This is a genomic window from Arthrobacter sp. UYEF21, from assembly GCF_040546085.1.
Classification (GTDB): domain Bacteria; phylum Actinomycetota; class Actinomycetes; order Actinomycetales; family Micrococcaceae; genus Arthrobacter.
Map to the genome: position 1 here is coordinate 112,741 of NZ_JBEPNF010000008.1, position 25,512 is coordinate 138,252.

Genomic DNA, 25,512 nt, shown 5'->3' on the forward strand with positions numbered 1-25,512 from the left:
GTGGTGTTCTACAGGAGGGTATCGGAGATGATGCGGGCGCCATGCACGGGCCCGTGGACAGGGAATGCCGTCAGCCCGTAATGCCGAAGGTCCTCGGCCAGGCTTTCGGCGGCGGCGGGGTTGTGGGTCAACAGCGCCACCGTGGGTCCGGAACCGGAGACAATCCCGGCAAGGGCGCCGAGGGCTTCGCCCCGTCCCAGCGTAGCGCGGAGCCCTGGGGCCAGTTCAATGGAGGCCCGCTGAAGATCGTTGACCAGGACCCGGCTCAGGGCGTCGGCGTCCCCGTTGCGCAGGGCCTGCAGGATCTTGGCGTCCACGGCAGTTGGCTCGGCCGCATCGAGGCCTTCAGCTTCCCGGAGCCGGTCCAGGGTGCGGAAAACTTCCGGGGTGGGCAGCCCGTAGTCTGCGGCCACCAGGACCCAGTCCGTCTGGGCTTTGACCAGCGCCGGTGAGAGTTCATCGCCTACACCGAGCCCGACGGCGGTTCCGCCGAGGAGCGAAAACGGGACGTCGGCGCCCAGTTCAGCGGCCAGGTGTGCCAGTTCATCCCGGGACAGCCCGCTGTTCCAGAGGGCGTCGCAGGCCAAAAGGGTGGCTGCGGCATCCGCCGAGCCGCCACCCATGCCGCCAGCCACGGGGACGCGTTTGGTGACCTCCAGGTGCACCCCGGTGGAGCGCTCCGAGATGTCTGCCATCATGGCCGCGGCTTTATAAGCCAGGTTGTTTTCATCCAGCGGGATGTCCACGCCATCGAGGTCCAAGGTGCTGGCCGGGCTGATGCTGACCGTGATCCCGGGCGTCTGTGTGCTGGTAGCCGCAACCTCCTCGTAGAGGGAAACCGCGAGGTAAACGCTGGCCACAGAATGGTAGCCATCGGCCCGCAGCGGTCCCACGTCGAGGGAAACGTTGACTTTTCCAGGTGCCTTCACCCTGACCGTCCGGGCGGGAAACCGCCCGGCAGGCCCCTTCATGCGGTAGCCCCGCGGGCTTCGGCGATCCGGGAAAAGGCATGAATATCAATCACTTCGCCCCGGGCTGTTGGGTCAACGCCTGCGGCAACCAGGCAGCGTTCGGCCTCGGCCGCTCCCCCGGCCCAACCTGCCAGGGCAGCCCGCAGCGTCTTGCGGCGCTGGGCGAAAGCGGCGTCAATTACGGCGAACACCTGCTCGCGGGTGGCCGTTGTGACGGGCGGTTCCCGCCGCGTGAAGGCCACGAGGCCGGAGTGGATTTTCGGCGCTGGCCAGAAGACGTTCATGCCGATGACTCCGGCCTTGCGCATGCTGCTGTACCAGGCGGCCTTTACGGACGGCACCCCGTAGGTCTTTGACCCGGGACCGGCAGCGAGCCTGTCCGCCACTTCGTCCTGGACCATCACCAGACCATGCCGCAGGCTCGGGAAATGCTGGAGCAGGTGCAGGACCACCGGAACGGCCACGTTGTACGGGAGGTTTGCCACCAGGGCGGTGGGCTCCACCGGGAGGGACGTCACCTTCATGGCGTCGGCTTGGACGAGGTGGAAAGAGTCCGCCGCTTCCGGCCGCCATGCCTGCACGGTTTCGGGCAGCTTCGTCGCCAGGACCGGATCAATTTCGACGGCGACCACCGTCTTCGCGGCGTCCAGCAGGCCCAGTGTGAGAGAGCCGAGGCCGGGCCCGACTTCCAGAACCGTTTCTTCCGGCCCGATGGCGGCGACCGACACAATCCGGCGGATGGTGTTGCCGTCAATGACGAAGTTCTGGCCAAGTGTCTTGGTGGGCCGGATGCCTATTTCTTCTGCCAGCCGGCGTATGTCGGAGGCTCCAAAGAGGGGTGCGGGCCTGGCGGCAATCGGTTCAGTCACTTAGGTATCCTATCCCGGCGGCATTGACGGACCGGTCCTTTTGTGACAGGTACTGCGACGTCCCGGCCATTGACCGTTCCGGGTTAAGGGCCGTGGCCGGCTCCGGATTTCCGGGGCCGGCCACTGATGCGGTGTGCCTGGCGGCTGTGGTCAGCTGCCGCCTGTACAAGTGCTTGGCGGGTGCTTAGCTCGTAGCGGCCCAGCCACAGCCCCACGGCTGCAGGCCACGCTGTGCATACACACGGTTGGCGACGTCGATCTGCTGGGCCTTGGTGGCAAGGCTGGCGTTGGGGGCGTACGCGCCGCCACCGGACCCGATCCAGGTCCGGATGTCGAACTGCAAACCGCCGTAGTAGCCATTGCCCGTGTTGATGGACCAGTTTCCGCCGGCCTCGCACTGGGCGATCTTGTCCCACATGGCTTCGTTCATCATGGCCGGGGCCGCGGCGCCGGTGTTGGTACCCGCTGCGGGGGGGGCACCCGCTGCGGGGGGGGCAGCCGCCGCTGGCTTTGCCTTGCTGCCCACGGTGACCTTCTCCGTCACGGGCTGGACCGATACCGCCTCAGAGACCAGCGTCCGGGAAGCTTCACGGCCGTCCACGAGCACAAGCTTGAACGTCCTGTCGACCTTTCCTGCGACGCCGGCCTGGGTGACTTCCTTCTCACCCTTGAACAGCTCAGCGCTCTCCGTGGTCACGCTGTCGAAGGCAACGTTTTCAGTCGAAGCGGCGGTCTGCCTGGTATCCACACGCGAGACCTTGACCACCATGTTGTTCACCACGTGCGCGTTGCCGGGCTGCGACGTCCGGTCGTCGACGCCCAGGGTGATGCCGGCGTCTTCGAGCACCTGGGTGACCGTTCCCGCCGTCGTGGTGGCCGTAGAAACCTTGCCGTCGGCAACAATGCTGATGCTCTTAGGGGTGGAGATGGAGACAAAGGAGCCTGCCACCGCAAGCTGGGCCTCCTTGGGGACGGAGACCGAGGAAGCGCTGGCCACCCCGAGCTCGGTGACGAGGCCGGCAACGTCTGGGGCTGTGGTGCTGACGGTCTTCTCCGCACCGTCCAGGCTGACCTTTACGGCCTTGGCCTTGTTGACGTTGATGACTGTGCCGTTCTCCACTTTGGCGTCCGACGCAGGCGAGACGCGGTCGGCTGGTTTCAGTTCAACGTTTGCGCCCTTGACGACCTGGCCAACAGTGCCGCCGAAGGACTGGACCGAAGTCACTTTCCCGTCGACATTGAGGGTAACGGTTTTGTTATTTCCGACGAAGGCGACGAGGCCCACCACCAGTGCGCAGAGCACCACAAGCTGGGTGCCGATCTTGATAAAACTGAACTTACCGTCCGTTGTGAAGAACTTGACCACGATTGCCCGTAACTTTAGGTCCATCCGGGCACGGGGAAAAACGCAGTGAAATAGCCGGCGCATGACCCTGGGGACAGCTCCGGGCACCGTTGCGCCGCCACACTCCGCTCCGCAGGCGGACGGCGTCTAAGCCTGCCAAGTCCTGCTGCGCGTGAAGTGAAATTATCCGAAGGCCTTCCCCGACCCCGGCTAATAATTCTCCACTGTAACCGTAGCGTTATAAAGCAAACAAGAAATATGCATACGAAGTATGTTGCCGAGGGTCTCGCTGGCGGTCTTCTTCAGTCCCAGGATCCGTACGCCCGAACGGTATTCTCGCTGATCCTGGTGCAAAGTTCCGCGAGGTCCGCTCCTGTCAATTCGGCCATGGCACGGACCGTGTAAGGCACCATGTAACTGGCGTTCGGACGGCCTCGGTGGGGGTGCGGGGTCAGGAACGGGGCGTCGGTTTCCACCAGCACCAATTCCGGCTCCGCGATTGCGAGCGCAGCCCTGAGGTTGGCCGCATTTTTGAAGGTCAGCGTTCCGGCAAAGGACATGTTCCAACCGGCCGCGTTGCAGATCCTGGCGAGCTCCTCATCGCCGGAGAAGCAATGGAACACCACCCGCTCCGGCGCCCCCTCCTCGCGCAGAACCTGCACCACGTCGTCGTGCGCGTCCCGGTCGTGGATCTGCAGGGTAAGGTCCAGCCGCTTGGCAATGTCGATGTGCCGCCGGAATGAATAGCGCTGGTGGGCCAGGCCCTCCCCCTCGGTGCGGAAGAAATCAAGACCTGTCTCTCCGATGGCCCGGATGCGGGGGTGGGCGGCGAGCCGCTCAATTTCCGCCAGCGCCTCTTCCAGCTCGCCGCGCTCCGCGTACTCCGGGGCATCGTTGGGGTGCAGTGCCACAGCCCCCAGCAGCCTGCGGTCCAAGTCAACGGACTGGACAGTGAACCGGGAGGACTCAAGGTCGGTGCCCACCTGCACGGCACCCTGAACACCCACCGCCTGGGCGGCGTCCAACGCTGCCGCGACAGCCACGGGACTGTCCCCGTTGGGGAAATCAAAGTGTGTGTGGTTGTCCATCACGGGGACCGGCAAGGGTTCCGGCGCCGGCGGAAAATGCATCCGCTTCTGCTGGCCGGAACCTGCCGGAACCTCGGCCCCGGAAGCGCGGTAAGCAGCGGGAATCAGCGAATTGCACATCCTTCAAGCCTAGCGTCCGCGGATGCCCGCAGAATTCCAGGAACTCTCTGTCAGCGCCGGCAGTTCTCTTAGTAGTCTGGTAGGAACAGATGCGAGCGCCCCACCGCCGGGCGAAGGCAGGCCGGCTTCCCGTCCCAGGTGATCCCCGGGCTGAAAGGTTGCAGATGGAACCCCACCGCCGCACCGCCGTCAACGAGGTAATCCCCGCCGGCCGGAACTTCACCGCCGTCTCGGAGCAGGGGAGCCGCAACGGGCACCGGGCAGGGGCAATGGACGCGGGGTCGTTCCACGCCGCCAGCCAGAGGATCCTGGACTCGATTAACACCGTCATTGATGGCAAGTCCGATGCCGCCAGGCTGGCCCTGACGGTGCTGCTTGCCCAAGGCCACCTCCTGCTTGAGGACGTGCCGGGGGTGGGTAAGACGCTGCTGGCAAAAAGCCTCGCCCGGACCATTGACTGCACGGTCAGCCGAATCCAGTTCACGCCCGACCTTCTGCCCTCGGACGTAACGGGCGTGTCCATCTACAACCAGGCATCGCGCCTCTTCGAATTCCGCCCGGGGGCCGTGTTCGCAAACATCGTCATCGGTGATGAAATCAACCGTGCTTCCGCCAAGACCCAGTCGGCGCTGCTGGAGTGCATGGAGGAACACCAGGTCACCGTGGATGGAGATTCGTACAAGCTCGATGAGCCGTTTATGGTGGTGGCCACCCAGAACCCCATCGAAATGGAAGGCACCTACCCCCTGCCCGAGGCCCAGCGCGACCGGTTCATGACGCGGATCTCCATGGGCTACCCGGACAAGGAAGCCGAGATCGAAATGCTGGAGACCCACCAGGCAACCTCGCCGCTGGCCAAGGTGTCCGCAGTGGTCACCGCAGCGGACGTCGCGGCCATGATCGCCACAGTCCAGCAGGTCTACGTGTCCCAGGCGGTCAAGGAATATACGGTCTCCGTGGGCCGGGCCACGCGCGAAAGCCGCCTGCTCCGGCTGGGCGCCAGCCCACGCTCCATGCTCCAGTTACTCCGGGCCGCCAAAGCCACGGCGGCCCTGGACGGCCGTGACTTCGTCCTGCCCGACGACGTGGTGGGTGTGGCGGAATCAGTGCTGGCCCACCGGATAATCCTGGACCGCAAGGCCGCCGGAGCCGGTGAGACTCCGCAAAGCGTCATCCGGGGAATCCTGTCCCGGCTGCCCGTAGGCCAGGATCCGGCGAACAGTCCGGCCCGGTCAACAACCCAGCCGGCCGGGTTGCGGCGGAACCGCTAGGCAGGGCCGGCCCATGGCGCTGCTCGACAGGTTTCCCCGGCAGCTCTTCAGCCCGCGCGGCTGGGGACTACTGGCTGCCGGTGCGGTTTCCCTGGTGGCAGCGCAAATCATGGGACGGCGGGACCTCCTGAGCCTCAGTGTGCTGCTGATAGTCCTGCCCTTGATTGCCCTTGCCGGGATCAGGCTCGTCAAGCCCCGCTTCCAGGTGTACCGCGAATTCAATCCCTCGCCCGTGGAGACCTCCGCCCCCACCACCGTGCGGCTTGCCGTCACCCGGAGCGGTGCGGGCGGCGGACGGGCGATCATGGAGGAGAAACTGCCCGCAAGGTTCGGCGAGTCCCCCGCTTTCCGCTTTCCGGCACGGTCCGCGACCGGCGGCGCCAGCAGGTATGAATACCACCTGAATTCCACCAAACGGGGGCAGTACCCGATCGGCCCGGTGACGGCCGAGTTCACTGATCCGTTCGGACTGTCCCTACGCCGCCAGGCCATCGACGACGGCGACGTCCTCACCGTCACGCCGGCCGCCGTCGAGCTTCCCGTAACGGGGCTCGCCGGTGCCCGCGGGAACGACGGCATCACCGCCACGCGCACCCGCGCCAACCCCAGCGACGACGACGTCATGACCCGCGAATACCGCGCCGGCGATCCCATGCGGCGGGTCCACTGGGCGGCCACCGCCCGTCACGGAGCCCTGATGGTGCGGCAGGAGGAATCCGTGACGACGCCGGAGGCCACTGTGATCCTGGACCAGCGGTTAGCGGCGTTTTCCGGGGGCACCGCCTCCGGTTTCGGAGGAACTCAGGCCGTGGAGGCCCGTGACATGGCCAGCAGCGGCACCTTTGAGTGGGCAGTGGTGGCCGCGATGTCCATCTGCACTCACCTGGCGGAGCGGAATTATGCCCTGCGCCTCCTGGACCCCCGTGGCGAACCTGCTTTCCTCCGTTCCCCGTCCGCGCCCGAACCGGAGGCGGAGGAGTTCACGGGGGCGGCCGGCCTCCAGTCCATCGCCGAGAGCCTGGCGGCTATCCAGCTGTCCGGACCGCACCACGGCCCAAGGGATAGGCACACCGGGAAGGAAGGACACCCGCGGGACCGCGGTGGCCATGACTCCGGCCCGGCCGTTTTCGACGACCAACTGATGGACAAGCTGTCAGCCCACCGCATGCGCGGGCCCGTTATCGCGGTGCTCGGCAGAATCTCACTGGCCGAAGCCAAGGCACTGGCGCCCGGTGCCGGATACGGCGCCAACGCTTTCGCCATGATCGTTTCAGACCGGCCGGCGGAGTCCGAAGAAGCCTTGGAGGCCCTGCGCCGGGGTGGCTGGCGCGCCGTTGCGGTGCAGTCCTCAGTTCCCGTCCCGGTGGCCTGGAGCTGCTTTGACGAAGGCGGAGCTGCCACGGCCACGGCTGCAGCCGATGTTCGTCGTGGAGCGGGGGTGGGTCGGTGACGCTGGCACCGGAACGCAGCGCCCCGCGCGAACCGCGGCCCACAGGCGGAGGAACGGGCACTTCCACGGGGACCGCGGGACCGGCTCCGGCCCGTTCCCCTGTAGGGGCATACCCGTGGGCCATGGCCGGTGCTGTCGCCCTGTCGGTGGCCGGAGCTGCATTGTCCCTCAACGGTGTCCTGCGGGGTTGGGCCTGGTACCTTCCGGTCCTGACCACGGTAGCGGTGCTCTGCCTTACCCTGGCAGCGCTTCGTGCCCTGCGGGCCCAGCCCCTCCTGGTGGCAGCCGGCGGCTTCGCGTCACTGATCGCCATTCTCACCCTGACGTTCTTCCGCGGCACGGCCATTGCCGGGTTCATTCCCTCCGGAACAACCATGGCTGAGGTGGACAGGTTCATCCGCCGGGCCAGCGAGACCGTACTCGCCGAGAGCGCCCCGGTTGCGCCGAACGCAGGCATCGTGATGGTCACCTGTGCTGTCCTGGGCCTGGCCGTCATACTCATTGATGCTCTGGCTGTGCCCTTGGGCATGCCGGCCACAACCGGGCTTGGCCTGCTGGCCATCCTGGTGGTTCCCGCAACGGTAAAGCCGCAGAGTGTAGGGGTGTGGGGCTTCACCGCCGCCGTGGCCGGCTACCTGCTGGTCCTTGCTTTCAGCCAGTGGTTTGCCCCTGATTCCCGCACTTCGGCTGACAGCGGCCGGACTCCCGGCAATATCCGGCGGGCCGTGTTGACGGGAACCGTGGCTTTGGTGGCCACCCTGGCCGTGCCGCTGGCCATTCCGGGTTTTGACCACGGAACATTTCCCCAAGGCTCCCGGCTGAACCCCTGGGGCAACGGCACGGGTCTGAATCCCATGATCACTTTGGGAAACAACCTTCGGGCCCCTGCCGGGACGGGGCGGCTCACTTATGCCACCAACGCGTCTGCGCCGCTGTATCTGCGGTCCGTGACGGTGGACAACTTCGATGGCGAAACCTGGGGACCCGATGACCGGGACGCAGACCGCCAGCCCGTCGCAGGGCCCATCCAAACCGGCTACGAGATCACCGCGGACGAACAGCTCCGCCAGGTCACGGCGGTAGACACCGGGACATTCACCAGCCCGTATCTGCCCCTGCCTTACGCGCCGGAATCGATTCGTGGACTCCACGGATCCTGGACGTGGGACCCCACCACGCTCGCCGTTAAGGCGGCCAACACCACTTCGCGCGCCCAGCAGTACATTGTGTCGTCCTCAGTGCCGAGGCTAACGGCCACCATGCTCCGGCAGTCATCCCGGGGCGCCCGCGGAATTCCGGAAGAATTCACCAGGATTCCCGGCGGCGTTCCGGATATTGTCCGCACCACTGCTGATGCGGTGACCGGCTCCAGCGATAACGCCTACGCCAAGGCAATGGCCATTCAGAAGTACCTGCGTTCCGGAGAGTTCACCTACTCCCTGCAGTCCCCACTTCAGGGCGGCTACGACGGAAACGGGCTCTCGGTGCTGGCGGACTTCCTCACCCAGAAGAGTGGCTACTGTATCCACTACTCGTCCGCCATGGCAGTGATGGCCCGGCTGGAAGGAATTCCGAGCCGGATCGCTGTTGGCTACGCGCCCGGCCGGGCCACCGGCAGCACCGTCTCGGTCGCCGGGCTCGGAGCCCTCCCGGAATACGAGGTGGACGCCCGCGATGCCCACGCCTGGCCCGAGCTCTACTTCCAAGGATTGGGGTGGGTGCCGTTCGAGCCCACCCCATCACGCGGCGTCGTCCCCGATTACGCCACCGAGACGGTCAGTCCCGGCTCTCCTGACCTCATTGAAAACACCAAGGACCTGGTACCGGACGCAAAATCCCCGGTCCCGACGCCAAGCGCGACGGCGGTGCCCCTCCCAGGCGCCGGCGGCGGCAACGACATCGGGCAACTACTTCTGCCGTGGCTCACTGGGGCAGCGGGGGTTTTTGGGCTGCTGCTCCTGCTGGCGCTGCCGCGGCTGGTCCGGACAGGGCTCCGCACCAGACGGCTCCAAAGCCCGGCTCCGGACACGGACGACGCGGTACCCCTGGGCTGGGCTGAACTCCGCGACCTTGGAACCGACTACGGCCTGCCACCGGACTCCAGCGAGACGCCCCGGGCGTATTCCGCACGGCTGCGGAGTTCGTCGCTGCTCGGTGGGACCGGCGGTATGGACGATGCCGCGCACCAGGCCGTCCGCACGCTGACCTCCGACTTCGAACGAAGGCACTACGGCCGGCCGGGCAACGACACCGCCGGCAGAGACCTGAAGTTCGAGCGAATCGCGCCGCGCATCGCGACGCTGCAGCAGTCGCTGCGGGACAACGCCACGCTCCCCCGCCGGTGGCGCGCAGCGTGGCTACCGGCGTCGGTACTGGGCCGGTTCGCCCGGTTCCTGGCAGCGCCCTTCCACGGGGTCAGCAGGCTGGCGCTCCGCACGGCAAAGGCCGCCGCTCGCTCCTGGTCGAGAGCGCGCGACGGCTTGTTCCGTCCGGGGGGAAGCCGGTAACCGGTGGCCACCGCACCACAAGCCCGTCAGCCAGCAAGTCAGCCGGCGTAGGGGTCGCCGATGCCGATGTACTGGGTGTAGAGGTATTCCTCGATGCCCTCCAGCCCACCTTCGCGGCCCAGGCCGGACTGCTTGACGCCACCGAAGGGTGCTGCGGCGTTGGAGATGACGCCGGCGTTCAGGCCCAGCATCCCGGTCTCGAGGCGTTCGCCCATGCGGATGCCGCGGTTCAGGTCCCTGGTGAAGACGTAGGCCACAAGCCCGTACTCGGTGTTGTTGGCGAGCCGGATGGCCTCTTCTTCGGTGCCGAACGTGATGATCGGGGCCACGGGGCCGAAGATTTCCTCAGACAGGATCCGGGTGCCTTCGACGACGCCGGTGAGGATGGTGGGCTGGTAGAAGTAGCCCGGGCCGTCGCCCGCGGCACCGCCGAGGACCGCCGTCGCACCGGCTGCTAAGGCGTCGGTGACGAGTTCGTGGACCTTGTCCCTGCTCTTGGCGTCGATCAGCGGACCCACCTTGGATTCGGGCTCGGTACCCCTGGCCGTGGTCATGTCGCGCATTTTCGCGGCGAACTTCTGTGCGAATTCGTCCGCAACCGATTCGTGCACGATAAAGCGGTTGGCCGCGGTACAGGCTTCGCCCATGTTCCGCAGCTTGGCCAGCATGGCCCCGGCGACGGCGGCGTCCAGGTCCGCGTCCTCGAACACCACAAACGGGGCGTTCCCGCCGAGCTCCATCGAGGTCCGCAGAACCGTCCCGGACGCATCGGCTAGGAGGCGGCGGCCCACCTCGGTGGAACCGGTGAAGGACAGTTTACGCAGGCGCTGGTCCTTGATCAGGGGTCCCGTGGTGGCACCTGCCGTGGACGTGGGAATGACGTTCAGGACACCGGGGGGCAGACCCGCTTCCTGCATAACGGCAGCGAACAGCTGCGAGGTCAGCGGCGTCAGGTTGGCAGATTTCAACACCATGGTACAGCCCGCTGCCACGGCGGGAGCGATCTTGCGGGTAGCCATGGCCAGGGGGAAGTTCCAGGGTGTGATCAGCAGGCACGGCCCCACCGGTTTCTTGGTCACCAGCAGCCGGGACTTTCCGTCAGGCGATACCGCATACCGCCCGAAGGCACGCACAGCCTCCTCGGAGAACCAGCGCAGGAACTCCGCCCCATACGTAACTTCGCCCCGGGCCTCCGCCAGCGGCTTGCCCATCTCCAGAGTCATCAACAGGGCGAAGTCCTCGGCCCGCCCGGTCACCAGTTCGAAGGCCCGGCGCAGAATTTCGCCGCGTTCCCGGGCCGGCACCTTCGCCCACGATTCCTGGGCCGCGGCGGCGGAATCCAAAGCCGCCATGCCATCCTCCGAACCGGCGTCGGCGATGCTCACCAGTACCTTCCCGGTGGCGGGATCCTCGACGTCGAAGGTTTTTCCCGAAGCGGCGGACCGCCATTCGCCGTTGATCAGCAGGCCGGTGGGAACAGAAGCCAGCAGCTCGCTCTCGCGTTCCGCGGTAACGGCGGTCTGTGCAGTGACGGTCACGGTGACTCCCTCGTCTGTAAGTACGTTTCCAGCCTCCACCGGTGCCGTTGCGGCACGTGTTCTGGCTGATTCCCCTTTACAGTACTGCCGTCCAGGACTGGGGGTCTAGGAGTGGATGCACCACTGACTTTGCGCCAGGCTGTGCAGCTGCACAACCTGGCGCACGCCAATAAGTCAGGCCGCCTTTCACCGCGCTGCGAGTACCGCCGAGTAGAGCTCACGCTTGCTCACGCGTACGTCTTCGGCAACGGCGGCTACCGCCTCCTTAAGCCGGATGCCCTGGGCGATCAGTTCGTTGACGGCGGCCACGTGGTCTTCGGGGGTGCCCGGGGCCTGTTCGGGAGCGCCGCCCAGTACCACCGCAATCTCGCCGCGGACCTCGCTGTTTTCCGACCAAAGCAGCAGCTCCCCCACTGTCCCGCGGATGACTTCTTCATAGGTCTTGGTCAGTTCGCGGCAGATAGCGACCCGCCGCTCCGCTCCGAAGCGTTCCCGGAGCGCGCGCAGCATCGATTCCAGCCGGTGGGGGGCCTCGAAAAACACCATGGTCCGGCGCTCGGCGGCAAGGTCCGCGAGCCGCGACGCGCGTTCGCCCGCCTTTCGAGGAAGGAAACCTTCAAAACAGAAGCGGTCAGTAGGGAGGCCGGACAGGGCCAATGCTGTCAGCACGGCTGAGGGCCCCGGCACGGCGGTCACGGTAAGGCCCGCCGCCACAGCGCCTTCCACCAGCCTGAAGCCTGGGTCCGAAACGGACGGCATGCCGGCGTCAGTGACCATGACCAGGGTTTTACCGGCCTGCACCTGAGTCAGCAACTCTGCGGTCTTGGTGGCCTCGTTGTGCTCGTGGTAACTGATGACCCGCCCGGCGACCGTAACCCCTAGGCTCTGGACCAGGCGGTGCAGCCGCCTGGTGTCCTCGGCCGCCACGATGTCTGCGCTGCCCAGCAGTTCGATCAGCCGGGCCGAAGCGTCGCCGGTATTGCCAATGGGTGTTGCCGCCAGGACGATCCGGCCTGGCCCTGCGGTGACCGGACCAACGGAGACTGGATCGGCGGAGACCGACCCGGCGGTGGCCGGCCCCGCTTCAGCTTCAGCTTCAGGCGATGGGTCGGCAGGGCTGGAATCGGCGAAGGTGCTGGGGTTAGGGTCCACTCCACCAGCCTACTGCTGGCAGGGAGCGCAAGCGGCAAAAGGTAGCATGGGGCACGTGACGCAGACCTTGATGCGGCCTGCCGAGGCCAGAAAACGCACCCCCTTGACCGGCCGCCCCTGGATCACCAGCCCGGCCGAGGCATTCACTGGGGCAGCCCTCCGCGGGCGCCTGATCGGCAACGTCCGCAGCTGGCGCGATTACCCGCCGTCGTTGCGCCTCTGGTTCTGGCTGGTCCCTGCCCTCACGACCCTGATCGGCGGCCTCCTCCGATTTGTGCGGCTCGACAACCCCCACAGCCTCGTCTTCGACGAAACGTACTACGTCAAGGACGCCTACTCCTATCTGATCAGCGGCTACGAACGCAGGTGGCCGGACAAGGCCAACGACTCCTTCAACGCCGGCAACCCGGCCATCCTCCTGGACAGTCCCGAGTACGTGGTCCATCCCCCTGTGGGCAAGTGGATGATCGCGGGCGGCATGTGGCTGTTCGGCTCGGATAATCCGTTTGGCTGGCGGTTCGGCGCTGCGCTGGCGGGCACGTTGTCCATTCTGCTGCTGACGCTGATCGCTCTGAAACTCTTTCGTTCCCTGCCCCTGGCCGCCGCGGCCGGCCTCCTGATGGCCGTCGACGGCCATCACCTCGTGATGTCGCGGACCTCGCTGCTGGACATCTTCCTGATGTTCTGGCTGCTGGCCGCCTTTGGCGCCTTGCTGCTGGACCGCGACGACGGGCGCCGCCGCCTCGCCGCCAGGCTCGCGCTGCTGGCAGCGGCGTCAACGGCGGGCCGTCCGTCCGCCCGCCAGCTCCTGGCGGGTCCGTGGCTGGGTATCCGCTGGTGGCGGCTCGCCGCCGGCGTGTGCATGGGCCTCGCCGTCGGCACCAAATGGTCAGGCCTGTTTTTCCTTGCCGGCTTCGGTGTCCTGACGGTGCTGTGGGACCTTAATGCACGCCGGGTGGCAGGCATCCGTGGCTGGATCAGCGGCGGAATCATCAAGGACGGCCTGCCGGCCTTTGCCAGCATGGTGCCCGTGGCCCTCCTCGTTTACACCGCAACTTGGACCGGCTGGTTCCGCTCCGGGGACGCCTACTTCCGCCGTTGGGCCCAGGACAACCCCCCCGATGCCTGGGGCTGGCTGCCGGACTCGATCCGTTCGCTGGCGCACTACCATCTGGAGGCCTATAAGTTCCATCAGGGTCTGGGGTCGGAACACCCCTACGAGGCAAGCCCGTGGAGCTGGCTTGTGATGGGGCGGCCCACCTCGTTCTACTACCAGCAGCCTGGCCCGGAAACGCTTGGGTGCGATGCCGCCCGCTGCGCCTCGGCCATCCTCTCCGTAGGAAACCCGATCATCTGGTGGAGCGCAGCCATCTCGCTGGTGGTCCTGCTCTTCTGGTGGGCCGGACGCCGGGACTGGCGCGCGGGGGCGATCCTGGCCGGTATGGGTGCGGGATATCTGCCCTGGTTCCTGTACCCCGAACGGACCATGTTCTTTTTTTATGCTGTCTCTTTTGAGCCGTTCCTGATACTCGCTCTGGTGTACTGCCTGGGCCTGGTCCTGGGCCGGGAAACCGACCCCCTCTGGCGCCGGCGCTCGGGCCTTTACCTGGTTGTGCTCTTCATCGCAGCGGCAGTCCTGCTGTCCGCCTTTTTCTACCCGGTGTGGACTGCGGAGACCGTTCCGTACGAGGAATGGCACTACAGAATGTGGATGCCGTCCTGGATCTAAGGCAGGATGGCATTAGACCTTTGAGAGCCGCGCGCCGCGGTAAGGCGGCGGAACGGAGACGCCCCGTGCGGGAAGCAAGCACTGAACTCCTGGTAGAGCTATGCGCTGGCCAAAGGGCTGATTGCCGGCGGCCTCGGGCCGGGAGACAGCGTGCCGGTGATGTCCGCAACCCGCTACGAATGGACGCTGGTGCCCGCCACGTGTTCGCCGAGGACCGCAGCCGTACAGACGGCTGTGGACCAGGCCAATACGCTGGTTTCCAAGGCTGAAGCCGCCCGGAGCTTCACTGTCCTGGCGGCCCCACTCACGGAAGAATCCGGTCACCTGACGCCCTCCCTCAAACTCAAGAGGGCCGCCGTCGTCCGTGGTTTTGAAGGGGAGATCACCAGGCTTTACGGCAGTTAGGCCGGAACCGCAGCGGCGTCCTGCTCATCCTGTCCGAGGCCGCGACGGCGGCGGGTGGGCCAGGTGAGGATCAGAGTCACCAGTGCGGCCAGCAGTACCAATCCGGCGATCACGATGCCGGCATCAATCCAGAACTGGCCAGGGAACAGGCGGATCAAGGTGTCTTCGAGGGCAAAAGTCCAAGAACCGCTGGCGAAGAAGAGCCGGTGGAACTCGGCGAAGAACTGTTGCCAGCCCAGCACAGCCAGTACCGCGAGGCCCACGATGATGGCGAGCGAAACGATCGATCCCGCGAACAGGCCCCGGCGCACTCCCCCAGTGCTTTTACGGCGCAGGTAGGCGATGGCCACGATGCTGAGCACGATCAAGAGCGCCCCCGCGCCAAAGGCCGACAGAATAACCAGTTTCACGTCCGCCATGTGGCTGACTTCGCCGTCCTTGAACAGGGTGCCGCCGCTGCGGTTGACCAGGTCACCGAGGTACCGGGGTCCAGCCCAGTTGCTGAGGTAATCAACGGTGTAGGAGCCGTACGTCATCCTGTCGTCAGTGCTGAAGCCGTATCCGTCGCCGGGAAAACCTGGCCTGTTGTATTCGACCCAGAGAAACAGCGGGCTGGTGACCGCCCGGACTGCGAGTACCAGCAGGATCACGGGGTAAAAAAGGGCAAGCAGGACTTGCCAGATGCGCGGGGCCACCGGTTTGGCGTTGGCCGCGCTTTCGCGCTCCGCATTTCGGCGCTCCACTTCCTCCTCCGGCGGGCGGATCTGAAGAGCGGACGTGGGCAGGGATTCATTGAACGGACCGGCCTGGTGGCGGGCCGCGCCGGTGAGGGGCGGTTCCTCCGCAGTGGCTGCTGCGGGAGACCCTACGGCGATGCGCTGGGTTCCCGGGTGCTGGACAGTGGAAGGTTCTGCGGAGCGCTGGGCGGCAGAAGTGTCGGCGGCCGCGGGCGCCACCACGGAAGGTTCGACGGCGGCCTCCGCCGCTCTGCGGTCCGCTCGGCTTTCGGGTTGTCCCGTCATCCAGGCAAATGCGGGCTCATCCGAGTCCGACGAAGTATCAAGGACCGGATCCGGCTGCGGCTCCGTGCGTTTGGCAGGGGTCGGGGAATTGTCGTTCACAGCAGCGTCACTTCCGTTGGGGTCCGCACTGCCGGCTATGGTCCCGGCAGCGCTGTGTGTCTGGTCTTGAGCCTACCGGCCTAGTTGTCATAGCCGGCCCAAGGGATGTTCCAGTCCCCGTAGCCGTCGTCCACTGCGGCGTGGTCGCCCTCGGTGTTGATGATCTGCACAACGTCGCCGGTGGTCATGTTGTCAAAAACCCAGGCTGCACCGTCGGGAGCGAAGCCAATGCACCCGTGGGAGACGTTGGTGTTCCCAATGAACGGGTAGGCGGATTCCAGTGCCTGGTGGATATACGCCCCGCTGAGTGTCAGGCGGATGGCGTATTCCACATCCACTTCGCCGTAGTAGGCCGGGTCACCGGGCTTGAGTCCGATGCTGGCGGCCCGGAAGTGGTCACGGCGGTTCTTTTCCATCAGCACGGCATAGCCCCGGGCTGACGGGAAGCGTTTGTCCCCCATGCTGACCGGGAGGGTTTTTACTACCTGGTCATTGACGCTGAGGGTGAACGTGTGGGCGGCGGCGTCGGCGATGGCCACCTTCTTGTCCCCGAAATGGATGTTCGCCTTCTTGTTGAAGTTGGCGATCTGGCCGTTGCCCAGGTCAACCCCGAAGAGCTGCATGTCCATGGTGACGGTGGAGTTGGCGGCCCAGAAGGCTTCGGGGCGGTAGCGGACCATGGTGTCGCTGAACCAATGGAAGGCTCCGGCCTGGCCCGCACTGGAGGTGATCTTGATGGCCTTCTCCACAGCATCCCGGTTGACTACCGGCTCGCTGAAGACGACCTGCAGGGGCTGGCCTACGCCCACCTTCATGCCGTCAAGGGGGTAGATCGCGGCGTCGGCCTCGTGGGTGCTGGGCACGGTGTTGAACGACTGCGTGGCTGTGGTTTCGCGTCCGGCCCCGTCAGCGACCACATACGTGTAGCTGTATTCAGTGTTGAACTTCAGCGGGGCCGTGGCAGACCAGCCGCTGCCGTCGGTCGCGAAGGTGCCCTTGACCGCTTCTCCGGAGGTGCTGGTAAGCGTGACGCTCTCGATCCTGCCGTTGCCCACCTTGACTGAAACCGGTGTTGCCGGATTCACCTGTTTGGCGGCGCCGGCAGGCGTGATGTCCACCTTGACCGGTGCCACCACGGGCGAAGCCACGCCTGGCGCTGACCGGACCGCGGAGGCTGCTTCGGATTCAAGCGCCCCGCGCGCGAAGCCCGGCGCGACGGCGGCGAACACGCCTCCGGTGGCAGCAAGAACACAGACGCCGGCAACCGCGAGGATCTTCTTGGTGGTCGACATCCGGTGTGGCTTCACTTCAGGCTCCATAGTCCGATCTTAATGCTTGACGATAACAACCCCGGGCGCGGTCAGCGCCCGGGGAGTCACACCTCAGTAACGATAATGCTCGGGCTTGTACGGGCCAGCGACGTCTAGGTCCAGGTATTCGGCCTGTTCCTTGGACAGTTCGGTGAGCTCGACATCAAGGGCGTCCAAGTGGAGCCGGGCCACCTTTTCGTCGAGGATCTTCGGCAGGACGTAGACCTTGTTCCCGTATTCGCGTTCGGCCTCGGGCTGGTCCCGCTTGGTCCACAGCTCGATCTGGGCGATGGTCTGGTTAGCGAATGAGTTGCTCATCACGAACGACGGGTGGCCCGTGGCGTTGCCCAGGTTGAGCAGGCGGCCCTCGGACAGGACAATGATGGAGCGGTTGCCCTGACCGGTGGCCGGGTCGGCTTCAAACACCCACTCGTGCACCTGGGGTTTGATCTCCACCTTGCGGACGCCGGGGATCCTGGCGAGGCCGGCCATGTCGATCTCGTTGTCGAAGTGGCCGATGTTGCCCACGATGGCCTTGTCACGCATGCCGGCCATGTGTTCGGCCAGAATTACGTCCTTGTTTCCGGTGGTGGTGATGAAGATGTGGCCTTCGCTCAGCACGGACTCAAGCTTGGCCACCTGGTAGCCGTCCATGGCTGCCTGGAGGGCGCAGATGGGGTCGATCTCGGTGACGATGACCCGCGAGCCCTGGCCGCGGAAAGCCTCAGCGGCTCCCTTGCCCACGTCGCCATAGCCACAGACAACTGCCACCTTGCCGCCCATCAGGACGTCGGTGGCGCGGTTGATGCCGTCCGGCAGGGAGTGGCGGATGCCGTACTTGTTGTCGAACTTGCTCTTCGTGACCGAGTCGTTGACGTTGATGGCAGGGAACAGCAGCTTGCCCTGTTCAGCGAGCTGGTACAGGCGGTGCACACCGGTGGTGGTTTCCTCGGTGACGCCTCGCAGGCGGGAGCCGATCCGGGTCCACCGCTGCGTATCTTCCTGCAGGGACGCGCGGACTACGTCGAGGAAGATCCTGCCTTCTTCGGACTCGTCCTCGGCAGCTGCCGGTACCGCACCTGCCGCTTCGAATTCAACACCCTTGTGGACCAGCATGGTGGCGTCGCCGCCGTCGTCCAGGATCATGTTCGGGCCGAGTTCCGGGTTTTTGTCAGCGCCCGGCCACGTGAGGATCTGCTGCGCAGTCCACCAGTATTCTTCGAGGGTTTCGCCCTTCCAGGCGAACACGGGAACGCCCTGCGGGTCCTCGACAGTTCCGGTACCAACCACAACAGCGGCGGCGGCTTCGTCCTGGGTGGAGAAGATGTTGCAGGAGGCCCAACGGACCTCGGCACCGAGCACGGTGAGGGTTTCGATCAGGACGGCGGTCTGCACCGTCATGTGCAGGGACCCGGCAATCCGGGCGCCCTTCAGCGGCTGGCTGGGGCCGAACTCCTTCCGGAGGGACATTAGCCCGGGCATCTCGTGCTCGGCCAGGCGAATCTGGTGCCGGCCGGCTTCAGCCAGCGAAATATCGGCAACCTTGTAGTCAAATGTCATTGGATTCCTTTGCTCGGTCCGATGGTGGCGACGCCGTTGAAGCGTCGGCGTGAAAGTTGTGTGGCGAAAGTTATCTGGTAAAGGTATCTGCGGTGGTGGTGCAGGTGGCGATGCGTGGCCTGGCCAGTACTGGCCGGGGCCTGTCCGCGCCTGGCCGCTGGTGCGGTGGCGGGGGCTCCCGCCGTCCGCCAGGCTCTGGGTATAGTCCGCCGTAGCTTGATCCATGGCCGCGCTCTGCCGGCCGGGGACCTCTCCAGGCATAGCCGGCAGCAGCCTCGTCTGGGCCATGTCTGGCCCGCGGTGCCATCCGGGGCCGGGCTCGTGCGGTCCCCCGGGCCTTAGGCAGTGGCCGGGCTCTTGCCGTTGGCCAGGGAGGCTACGGGATCGTGCTGGTCGGAGCTGGCGGCGTTGGCGGCCTGCAGCAGTTCCGGCGGCAGCAGCAACGGGATGCCGTCCTGGATCGGATAGCGCAGTTTCCCGCCGGCGTCTCCTGCCGCCGTCGATACAAGCTCTTCGCCTTCCTGGACCAGCGGCGAGCCGGTCACGGGACAGCGCAGGACGGACAACAGGTCAGGACTGATCTTTGCCATGGTTGATGCTCCCGAAAGGGCGCGTGTGCGCGCCGTTGGCTGACTGATTAGCAGGTCCCAGCCTACCGCCACATCGGTAACAGGACGGTGGGCGGTCAGCACTGTACAAGGCTATGAAGGTTCGCTGAAGCCAGGAACGCGTAGCTTGAGGAAGAATTGCCGGCCGCGGCGTCCCGTCAGGAAGGTTCGCGCAGGACACGCAGGTGCCCCCGGCGGGTGCCTTCTGGAGCGGCGGGAGCCTCGAGCGCTGAATGCGAAGCGCGCTGGGTCTGCGTTGTCTGCAGCTTGGACGGCAGCGCCGCAGCTTCCCGGACCGCATTGGCCAGTGCCAGGAGGTCGTCGGGGCCCGGCTGCTGCGGGCTGGTGGGCATCGCCAGGCGAAGTACTTCCCAGCCGCGGGGGACCGTCAGCGAGCCGGCATGCTGCTCGCACAAATCGTAACAATGCGGCTCGGCGTAAGTGGCGAGCGGACCCAGGACGGCGGTGGAGTCTGCGTAGACGTACGTCAAAGTAGCCACCGCTGACTGACGGCAGGCTGACCTTGAACATTCACGGATAGCTCCCACGACATCCCAGACTACTCCGTTTGAGCGTTCTTTCCGGGTATTTGCCGCTCCTGCCGCCGTGCCCTGGCGCGTCCTCCGGCTGGTGTCGCGTAAATCTTCGGCCGGGTTTACAGTCAATGTATGCAGTCATCGAACCACGATTCAGGTCTTTCGGTCCGTTTGGCTGACCCGGACGCCCGCAGCGAAGCCGCGGGGCCGGACTTGCCGGGCCGAAGCTTTGCGACGCGCCGCAGGAACCGCCATGGCCGTGGCCTGCGGGGGGAATTGGTGCTGCCCACACATCCCGGGTACCGGACGCGGTCCGACCGTTTTGATGACATGGTGCTTGATTCCGCGCAGCGGCTGCACGACATCTGGGGCAAGACGCTGGACGGCGTACGCTTCGCCGTCGACGAAATACCCCCGGAGCTGGAGCAGCTGGTGGCCAGCGCCGTACCCCCGCCCATGGGCGCCTACACTCCCGCCACGGACGAGGAAGGCCCGGTCATTACCTTGTACCGGCGGGTAGTGGAGCATGGCTGCGGCAGCCGGGAGGAACTACAGGACCTGGTCCACGACGTTGTAGTGGAACAAACTGCCGAAATGCTCGGCGTGGCACCCGAAACGCTGGATCCGGTCTACCGCCGCAGATACTGACCGCCGGCAGTGCGCCCGCGGTTGTGAGCCGACGGCGCTGAACCGATAATCGTGGTCCGGCCGCGCTCTGCCAACAGCGCTGATCCGATGTCGTCAGGCTGATCCGATGTCGTCAGTAAGCCTGGGTGACCCGTCAGTAGCCCAGGGTGACGGCAACCTTTTCCTGTCCGGACGCGGCCGCCATCAAGGCCAGCGTGGAGACGTCTTCGCGGCCTTCCTGCTGCAAAAGGAGCGCGCCGTAAGCGGCGTCGCCGGAGGCCGAGACCACGTATGCCACCACCTCTGACTCCTCAACCTTGTCGGCGAGCTTGATGGAGGTTGTGGTGCCGCCGGCGACGTCGACTGTTGCCGCTGCACGGACCCTGCCGTCAGCTGTGATGGGTGCGTAGGAAATCGTGGCCCGGTTTTCGAGGACGCCGAAGACCAGGGTACGGTCGCCGCCCTGCGGCACCGGTACCACATGCTGGCTTCCCAGCCGCACGCCTGCGGCCGCCCAGGCGACATCCGACGCCTTTTCGCTGTTGACGCCGCGGGTGACCCGGGCCGAGGCTACAAACGACACATCCGAGCTGGTGGATACCGTGTAGTGGCCGGCCGGAACGCCTGCCAGCGAAACCTCGGTGACGGCTCCGGCCTTGGCCGTGACAACACCGCCGCCGGGAAGGGCTTTTTGTCCGTCCCGGCCGAAAACCTTGACCTCCACTACAGCGTCCGATGGACCGGGGACGGTGATGGCAAGAGCCGGACCGGCGTCGTAGAAGCCGCCCTTTCCAGTGGCAGCGGCAATCCCACCGGCGTCCTGGATGTCCAGGCCGGTCATGACTTGCCGGGCGGCAGGAGCGGCCCCTGGCACGATGAAGTCCACACCGCCGGGCGTCAGTCCCCTCAGGACACTCTGCTGGATGACAGCGGCCACGGGACCACCGGCGCTGCGGACGTGAACGCTCAGCTGCGCCTCACCGGGAGCCAGACCGGCCAGGACGATTGAGCGGGTACTTCCCGGAGCCACGAGGAGTCCCCTGCTGCCGGGGGCCTGAATCTGCCCCTTGTTCCCGAACAGCTCCAGGCTCACGGTGGCGGGAGTGCTGGAGGCATTGCTTAGGACCAGGACAGACGTGCGGCCCACCATGGTGCTGGCACCGGCAAGCCAAAGATCGTTGGCTGGTGGCTGGCAATTGGCTGCGGCAGAACCTTGCAGGTCACCATCCGTGGCCGTGTATTTCAGCGCACCGGCTGCTGACGGCTTCTGGTCTGCCAGGGCCTCGGCGCTCAGGATGGTGGCGCCGTCCACTCTGCGCCCTTTGAACACAGCGGCCTTCAGATCCTGCGGACCGGCCTCCTGGGCGGGTTGGCCGCCACCTTTAGCGATCTCGACGGCGGGAGTCCCGTTGAGTGCGGACAGCTGGCTACCGGGCAGGACACCACCGGGGGCGCTGAGGACGGCGCCGCTGACAACACTCTTGGCGGTCGCCGATTCGGGGCTGAACTGGGGGTCAGTACCGGCTGCCGTCCCTTCGAGCAGGCGGGCCGGCCCGGGACATACCCCAACGCTTGCACCGGCCGGAACGGAGGCCAGTGTAGCCGGGATGCTGCGGCTGCTGGCCGGTTGCGGGGCGAGGGACGCAGCAGTCACGATTCCACCGGCTGCCGCGATGATCGCCACCGCCGAAATTAGACCGGCGAGCATCTCCTTGGACGCGGTCCTGCGCGCAGCGGGCCGGGTCCGTTCGGGAGCACCGGGCGCCGTCGCCGTATCAGTCGGGGCATCCTGTTTCCTAACCGTGGCCGCCCTTACCGGGCCTGGTGCTGTAGCAGCCGCCGGAGAATCTTGGTCCTGAACGGTGGCTGCCCGTACCGGGCCTGTTGCTGCAGCAGCCGCCGGAGCCGTTTCTGGCCCGGCCGTTCCGGAGTGCGAAGCGTCCTTATGCATTCTGGTGTTCCTTACGCAAAGATCCTTCGTCCCGTGACAAGCCTGTGTTGGGTCTGCGGGCGGGCATGGGAATGGCGAGTATCGCCGTGAGTCCGAACACGGTGACCTGCGCGATTCCGGACCACAGGGCCCAAGGGGCGTCGTAGCGGATAGTCAGCTGGCCCGCCGAGGCCGGCAAGGTGAAGGCCTGGGCCGAGCCTGACGTTGTGGCAGTGAGTCTCCGGCCGTCGAACCAGGCGCTCCAGCCCGGATCTGCCCGTTCGGCGAGAACCACCAGCCGGCCTTCCGGCCCTTCGGCAACGGCGGTGTCGACGTTGTCGTACTTGGATGGCACCAGTGCCACCGTGGCTCCCGCCGGGTCCACAATCCGCACGCGGTGCGCCACGTCAGCAGGCTGCAGTGCCGGTTGGTTCAGCGGGGTAATACGCCAAAGCCAGCCAACATCCGTCTGGCCTACGGTGACAAGGCCCGGCACTGCGTCCATCCTGCTGGCGGTGAGCTGGGCTGCGGTATCGGCCGACCGCAGCACAACGAATCCGGCGCCGAGGCGTTCGAGCGCAGGCCTTGGGTCAACGCCCTGCCCGGCCACGAGGGTGGCCACGACACTCCGGAGCGAGGCCGTGACGTCATCATCGTCCCGGACCGTCTCCTGGCCGGGTGCGCCCATGATGTTTCGCGCAGCAGCGATGGCGGAAAGGCTGTCCAGGGTAGTCCCGGCACCGCGCATCAGGGCGGCGTCGAAGGTGCCGTTCTCCTTGGTGCTGATCAGCAGCGTGCGCGTCTGCTCAGGCCCGGTGCCGCGGTCGATCGCTGTGGCGGGAAGGGTCCGTGCATTGGCGGCCTCCACGAGCCGGGGCGTTCCCAGCGCCGGTCCGGCCGAAACGTCGGCGGGATGCGCCGCAGCGACGGTCCGGAGGACGTTCTGCGCAGACCACACCGCCATGCCCGCCAGTGGACCGGCCAGCAGTATGACCATGCCCACGGCCGTGGCGGAGCGGAGCACCATATTTCGCCTGACGCTCGATGAGGTGGAACGGTCTGCGGCGGCCAACAAACGCTCACCACCGATAAGTGCCGCCCCCAGAAGCGAGAACCCGGCGGCCGAGACAGCCGGACCGCTGAATGGCGTGACCAGAGCGTCTGCAATTGCGCCCGTTGCAACGTGTCCGGCCAGCCACCCACCCACCAGGATGATCAGCGCCGCTACCCACAGTGCACGTGCTGTACGGCTCCGTTTACCGGGAAGGAACAGCGCCGCAACGGCAAGCACCAGGACGGGGAGAGCCACCAGCAGCGCAAGCACAAGTGCCCATGGGATGACCTGCCCGCTGAAGAACGGAAGGCCGTGCAGACCACCCCCGGGTGCGAACAGCAGCGGCTGCCCAAGGAATTGCTGCCAGAGCGGGGCCGCCTCGAATCCCAGCGGCACGCCGGGATCCGCAAGGAGTGCCCGTGGCCTGTCTAAGACGGACAGTCCCAAGGGAAGAAAGAGCGCAGCGCTGGGCAAAAGCGCCCACCACACCGTGCGGCCGCGCCGGCCCAGCATCAGCCCGCACAACACGATGAGCACCGCGGCGGGGACCAGCAAGGAGGGGGCAGCCGCGGTGACAACGGCCAGGGCCAGGCCCGCCGCAGCGGCAGCCGTCCAGGACGGCATGCCGTTAATGCCTGGCCGTGCGGGCGGCTTTTCGGTGAACCGGCGATCGCCGGGGGCCGGGAGGATAAAGCGCCCATGGCCAACCGCGGACCCCGTGGCGCGCAAGAGTGCCAGCGCCAGCAGCGGGATCATGACGTGGGCAACCATGGCTCCGACGCGGCCTTGGTTGAGTGCGACCTGCAAGGCCGGAGCGGCTGCCCAGAACAGGGCCGCAACAAAGCGGAAGCGGCGCCTGATGGTCACGCCGCCAGCCGCACACCACGCCGTCAGGCCGGACAGTGGAGCAGCGAGCAAGAGCAGCCACGACATGGCGGCATTAGCATCCCCGCCGCCGAACAGGCCCAGGACCCACAGCACGTAGTCGAAGGGGTCTCCCCCGCCTGGAAGACCCGCCCCCAGGCTGATCCACCAGCTGGAGGCGTGATGCCAGATTTCCCCAAGCGTGGCGGACACCGGTATCAGGCCACCGCCGGAAGCGGCCTCGGCCCGGAACAACCCGCTGAGGGCAGTGAGGGAAGCGGCCGCTGCGATGATGATGGCGGCCACCGCACCAGTACCCACCCAGCCCCGTTCGGTGGTGGTCAGCGCCGCAAAGTCATCGGCGGAGTCGCCGGTGGGCTGGTCTGCCAGGGGATCGTGGAGAAGGCCATCGGCGGTGGACTTGTCTGAGCCGAGGGCCTCCATCAGGGAACGGCGGTGGTTCCAGACCTCTCGCCGGGGCGTCTGCAGGTTCTTGATGACCGAACGCCTGATCCGGCGGGTGTTGGCCGCCGTCCGCCGGGACTTTGCCACAGCAGCGGGCCGGGCCAAGGCAGCGAACGTTGCCATCAACTGCGAAACTCCGTGACCTGGGTCCTTGACCGCGATGCTGAGCACGAGTTTGAAGATGCTACCCAGCAGTGCGCCCACCGCGTGGATGGGCACTTTCCAGAGCGGCGCGTGCTTGAGCCGGAGGTGGACCTGCGCTTTGCGCGCCGCAGAGGGGTTCCCTTGGGCATGGGGCCGGTGTGCCACATGGTACATCCGCGCTGTGGGCACCACTACTACACGGTGCCCGGCGAGGCGGTTGCGCCAGCAGAAGTCGACGTCGTCACCGGTGCCCGGGAGGGCTGGGTCGAATCCCGACAGGAGTTCCCAGATATCACGGCGGACCAGCATGCCGGCCGAGTTCACGGCGAACGTGTCCGAACGGCCGTTGTACTGGCCCTGGTCGAGCTCGTCGGCGTCGATGAGGGTGAGCCGCTCGGCCCACCGGCTGGTGGACAGTCCGACGTCGATTAGGCGGCGTCCGGAGTGCCAATCCAGTTGCTTACATCCGGCGACTGTCACCGATGGAGCGCGTTCCACGGCACCCAGAAGTTCCGCCAGCGCCTCCGGCGCCGGGGCTGCGTCGTCGTGGAGCAGCCACACCCACTCCGTGGCGGCACGGTGGGACTGGCCTTCCCGCGGTGAATGCGCATCTAGCCCGGCGCGTACGGCGCCACCCATTCCGCTCTTGCCGTGGGGAAAGCTGATGACGTTCTCTGCGCCTAACGCCTGCTCCAGGAGGATTGCGGAGTCATCGCGCGAGCCGGTATCCACGCCGATGGCGGAGTCGGCTGACCGGGTCTGGTCCGCGAGGGCGGCCAGGGTTCTGGGGAGATAGGCACTGCCGTTGTGGGACACCACAACGGCAGTGACATGGACTTCCTGAAGAA

18 protein-coding genes and 1 pseudogene are annotated in these 25,512 nt (G+C 66.3%); 6 read left to right on the forward strand and 13 right to left on the reverse strand.

Features of this window, described 5'->3' with window-relative positions; all coding sequences use genetic code 11:
* Positions 1–8 precede the first annotated feature (8 nt).
* The 4 genes from ABIB27_RS10585 to ABIB27_RS10600 form a co-directional block, all read right to left on the reverse strand.
* Positions 9–971 carry a 4-(cytidine 5'-diphospho)-2-C-methyl-D-erythritol kinase gene (locus ABIB27_RS10585; RefSeq protein ID WP_354215172.1) on the reverse strand — a complete coding sequence of 321 codons (963 nt, stop codon included), beginning with the start codon at positions 969–971 and terminating at the stop codon, positions 9–11.
* The gene (gene rsmA, locus ABIB27_RS10590) at positions 968–1,840 is read right to left on the reverse strand and encodes a 16S rRNA (adenine(1518)-N(6)/adenine(1519)-N(6))-dimethyltransferase RsmA (RefSeq protein WP_354215171.1); all 873 of its coding nucleotides are present in this window, start codon (positions 1,838–1,840) and stop codon (positions 968–970) included. The genes ABIB27_RS10585 and rsmA overlap by 4 nt, the downstream gene beginning before the upstream one ends.
* A 184-nt stretch (positions 1,841–2,024) precedes the next feature.
* On the reverse strand, positions 2,025–3,230 hold the full coding sequence (locus tag ABIB27_RS10595; RefSeq protein WP_354253862.1) for a resuscitation-promoting factor: 1,206 nt from the start codon (positions 3,228–3,230) through the stop codon (positions 2,025–2,027).
* A gap of 257 nt (positions 3,231–3,487) precedes the next feature.
* Positions 3,488–4,393, reverse strand: coding sequence for a TatD family hydrolase (locus ABIB27_RS10600; protein ID WP_354215169.1), 906 nt, complete (start codon positions 4,391–4,393; stop codon positions 3,488–3,490).
* A 164-nt stretch (positions 4,394–4,557) separates the two neighbouring features.
* Here ABIB27_RS10600 and ABIB27_RS10605 point away from each other — a divergent pair, with 164 nt between their 5' ends.
* Genes ABIB27_RS10605 through ABIB27_RS10615 form a run of 3 tightly spaced genes read left to right on the forward strand, consistent with a single transcriptional unit; the run spans position 4,558 to position 9,621 of the window.
* The gene (locus tag ABIB27_RS10605) at positions 4,558–5,664 is read left to right on the forward strand and encodes an AAA family ATPase (RefSeq protein WP_354215168.1); all 1,107 of its coding nucleotides are present in this window, start codon (positions 4,558–4,560) and stop codon (positions 5,662–5,664) included.
* A gap of 13 nt (positions 5,665–5,677) precedes the next feature.
* The gene (locus ABIB27_RS10610) at positions 5,678–7,114 is read left to right on the forward strand and encodes a DUF58 domain-containing protein (RefSeq protein WP_354215167.1); all 1,437 of its coding nucleotides are present in this window, start codon (positions 5,678–5,680) and stop codon (positions 7,112–7,114) included.
* Complete coding sequence (locus tag ABIB27_RS10615) at positions 7,111–9,621, forward strand: transglutaminase TgpA family protein (protein WP_354253863.1); 2,511 nt, start codon at positions 7,111–7,113, stop codon at positions 9,619–9,621. Before ABIB27_RS10610 ends, ABIB27_RS10615 begins: the two co-directional genes overlap by 4 nt.
* A 38-nt stretch (positions 9,622–9,659) precedes the next feature.
* Here ABIB27_RS10615 and ABIB27_RS10620 read toward each other — a convergent pair whose 3' ends face one another.
* Positions 9,660–11,159 carry an NAD-dependent succinate-semialdehyde dehydrogenase gene (locus ABIB27_RS10620; protein ID WP_354215165.1) on the reverse strand — a complete coding sequence of 500 codons (1,500 nt, stop codon included), beginning with the start codon at positions 11,157–11,159 and terminating at the stop codon, positions 9,660–9,662.
* A gap of 186 nt (positions 11,160–11,345) precedes the next feature.
* Complete coding sequence (rsmI, locus tag ABIB27_RS10625) at positions 11,346–12,311, reverse strand: 16S rRNA (cytidine(1402)-2'-O)-methyltransferase (RefSeq protein ID WP_354215164.1); 966 nt, start codon at positions 12,309–12,311, stop codon at positions 11,346–11,348.
* Positions 12,312–12,357: 46 nt separating this feature from the next.
* On the opposite strand from rsmI, the gene ABIB27_RS10630 reads away from it, so the two are divergent.
* Together ABIB27_RS10630 and ABIB27_RS10635 are read left to right on the forward strand one after the other, a co-directional pair.
* Positions 12,358–14,040 (forward strand): dolichyl-phosphate-mannose--protein mannosyltransferase, encoded by a 1,683-nt coding sequence (locus ABIB27_RS10630; RefSeq protein ID WP_502909172.1) that lies wholly within the window; start codon positions 12,358–12,360, stop codon positions 14,038–14,040.
* 186 nt (positions 14,041–14,226) lie between these two features.
* A pseudogene (locus ABIB27_RS10635) lies at positions 14,227–14,445 on the forward strand (long-chain fatty acid--CoA ligase); the annotation flags it as partial.
* On the opposite strand, the gene ABIB27_RS10640 reads toward ABIB27_RS10635, so the two are convergent.
* The 5 genes from ABIB27_RS10640 to ABIB27_RS10660 form a co-directional block, all read right to left on the reverse strand.
* The gene (locus tag ABIB27_RS10640) at positions 14,442–15,566 is read right to left on the reverse strand and encodes a TIGR01906 family membrane protein (RefSeq protein ID WP_354215162.1); all 1,125 of its coding nucleotides are present in this window, start codon (positions 15,564–15,566) and stop codon (positions 14,442–14,444) included. The pseudogene ABIB27_RS10635 and the gene ABIB27_RS10640 overlap by 4 nt on opposite strands.
* A gap of 80 nt (positions 15,567–15,646) precedes the next feature.
* The gene (locus ABIB27_RS10645) at positions 15,647–16,885 is read right to left on the reverse strand and encodes a L,D-transpeptidase (protein WP_354215161.1); all 1,239 of its coding nucleotides are present in this window, start codon (positions 16,883–16,885) and stop codon (positions 15,647–15,649) included.
* 63 nt (positions 16,886–16,948) lie between these two features.
* Positions 16,949–18,436 (reverse strand): adenosylhomocysteinase, encoded by a 1,488-nt coding sequence (ahcY, locus tag ABIB27_RS10650; RefSeq protein WP_354215160.1) that lies wholly within the window; start codon positions 18,434–18,436, stop codon positions 16,949–16,951.
* 338 nt (positions 18,437–18,774) lie between these two features.
* Positions 18,775–19,026 (reverse strand): Trm112 family protein, encoded by a 252-nt coding sequence (locus ABIB27_RS10655; RefSeq protein ID WP_354215159.1) that lies wholly within the window; start codon positions 19,024–19,026, stop codon positions 18,775–18,777.
* A gap of 176 nt (positions 19,027–19,202) precedes the next feature.
* The gene (locus ABIB27_RS10660; RefSeq protein ID WP_354215158.1) at positions 19,203–19,592 is read right to left on the reverse strand and encodes a DUF3499 domain-containing protein; all 390 of its coding nucleotides are present in this window, start codon (positions 19,590–19,592) and stop codon (positions 19,203–19,205) included.
* A 120-nt stretch (positions 19,593–19,712) separates the two neighbouring features.
* Between ABIB27_RS10660 and ABIB27_RS10665 the strand changes: the two genes are divergently transcribed.
* The gene (locus ABIB27_RS10665) at positions 19,713–20,228 is read left to right on the forward strand and encodes a metallopeptidase family protein (RefSeq protein WP_354215157.1); all 516 of its coding nucleotides are present in this window, start codon (positions 19,713–19,715) and stop codon (positions 20,226–20,228) included.
* A 133-nt stretch (positions 20,229–20,361) separates the two neighbouring features.
* On the opposite strand, the gene ABIB27_RS10670 is transcribed toward ABIB27_RS10665, so the two are convergent.
* Positions 20,362–21,915 (reverse strand): DUF5719 family protein, encoded by a 1,554-nt coding sequence (locus ABIB27_RS10670; protein ID WP_354215156.1) that lies wholly within the window; start codon positions 21,913–21,915, stop codon positions 20,362–20,364.
* A 235-nt stretch (positions 21,916–22,150) separates the two neighbouring features.
* Positions 22,151–25,483 carry a glycosyltransferase gene (locus ABIB27_RS10675; RefSeq protein ID WP_502909173.1) on the reverse strand — a complete coding sequence of 1,111 codons (3,333 nt, stop codon included), beginning with the start codon at positions 25,481–25,483 and terminating at the stop codon, positions 22,151–22,153.
* Between the last annotated feature and the right edge of the window lie 29 nt (positions 25,484–25,512).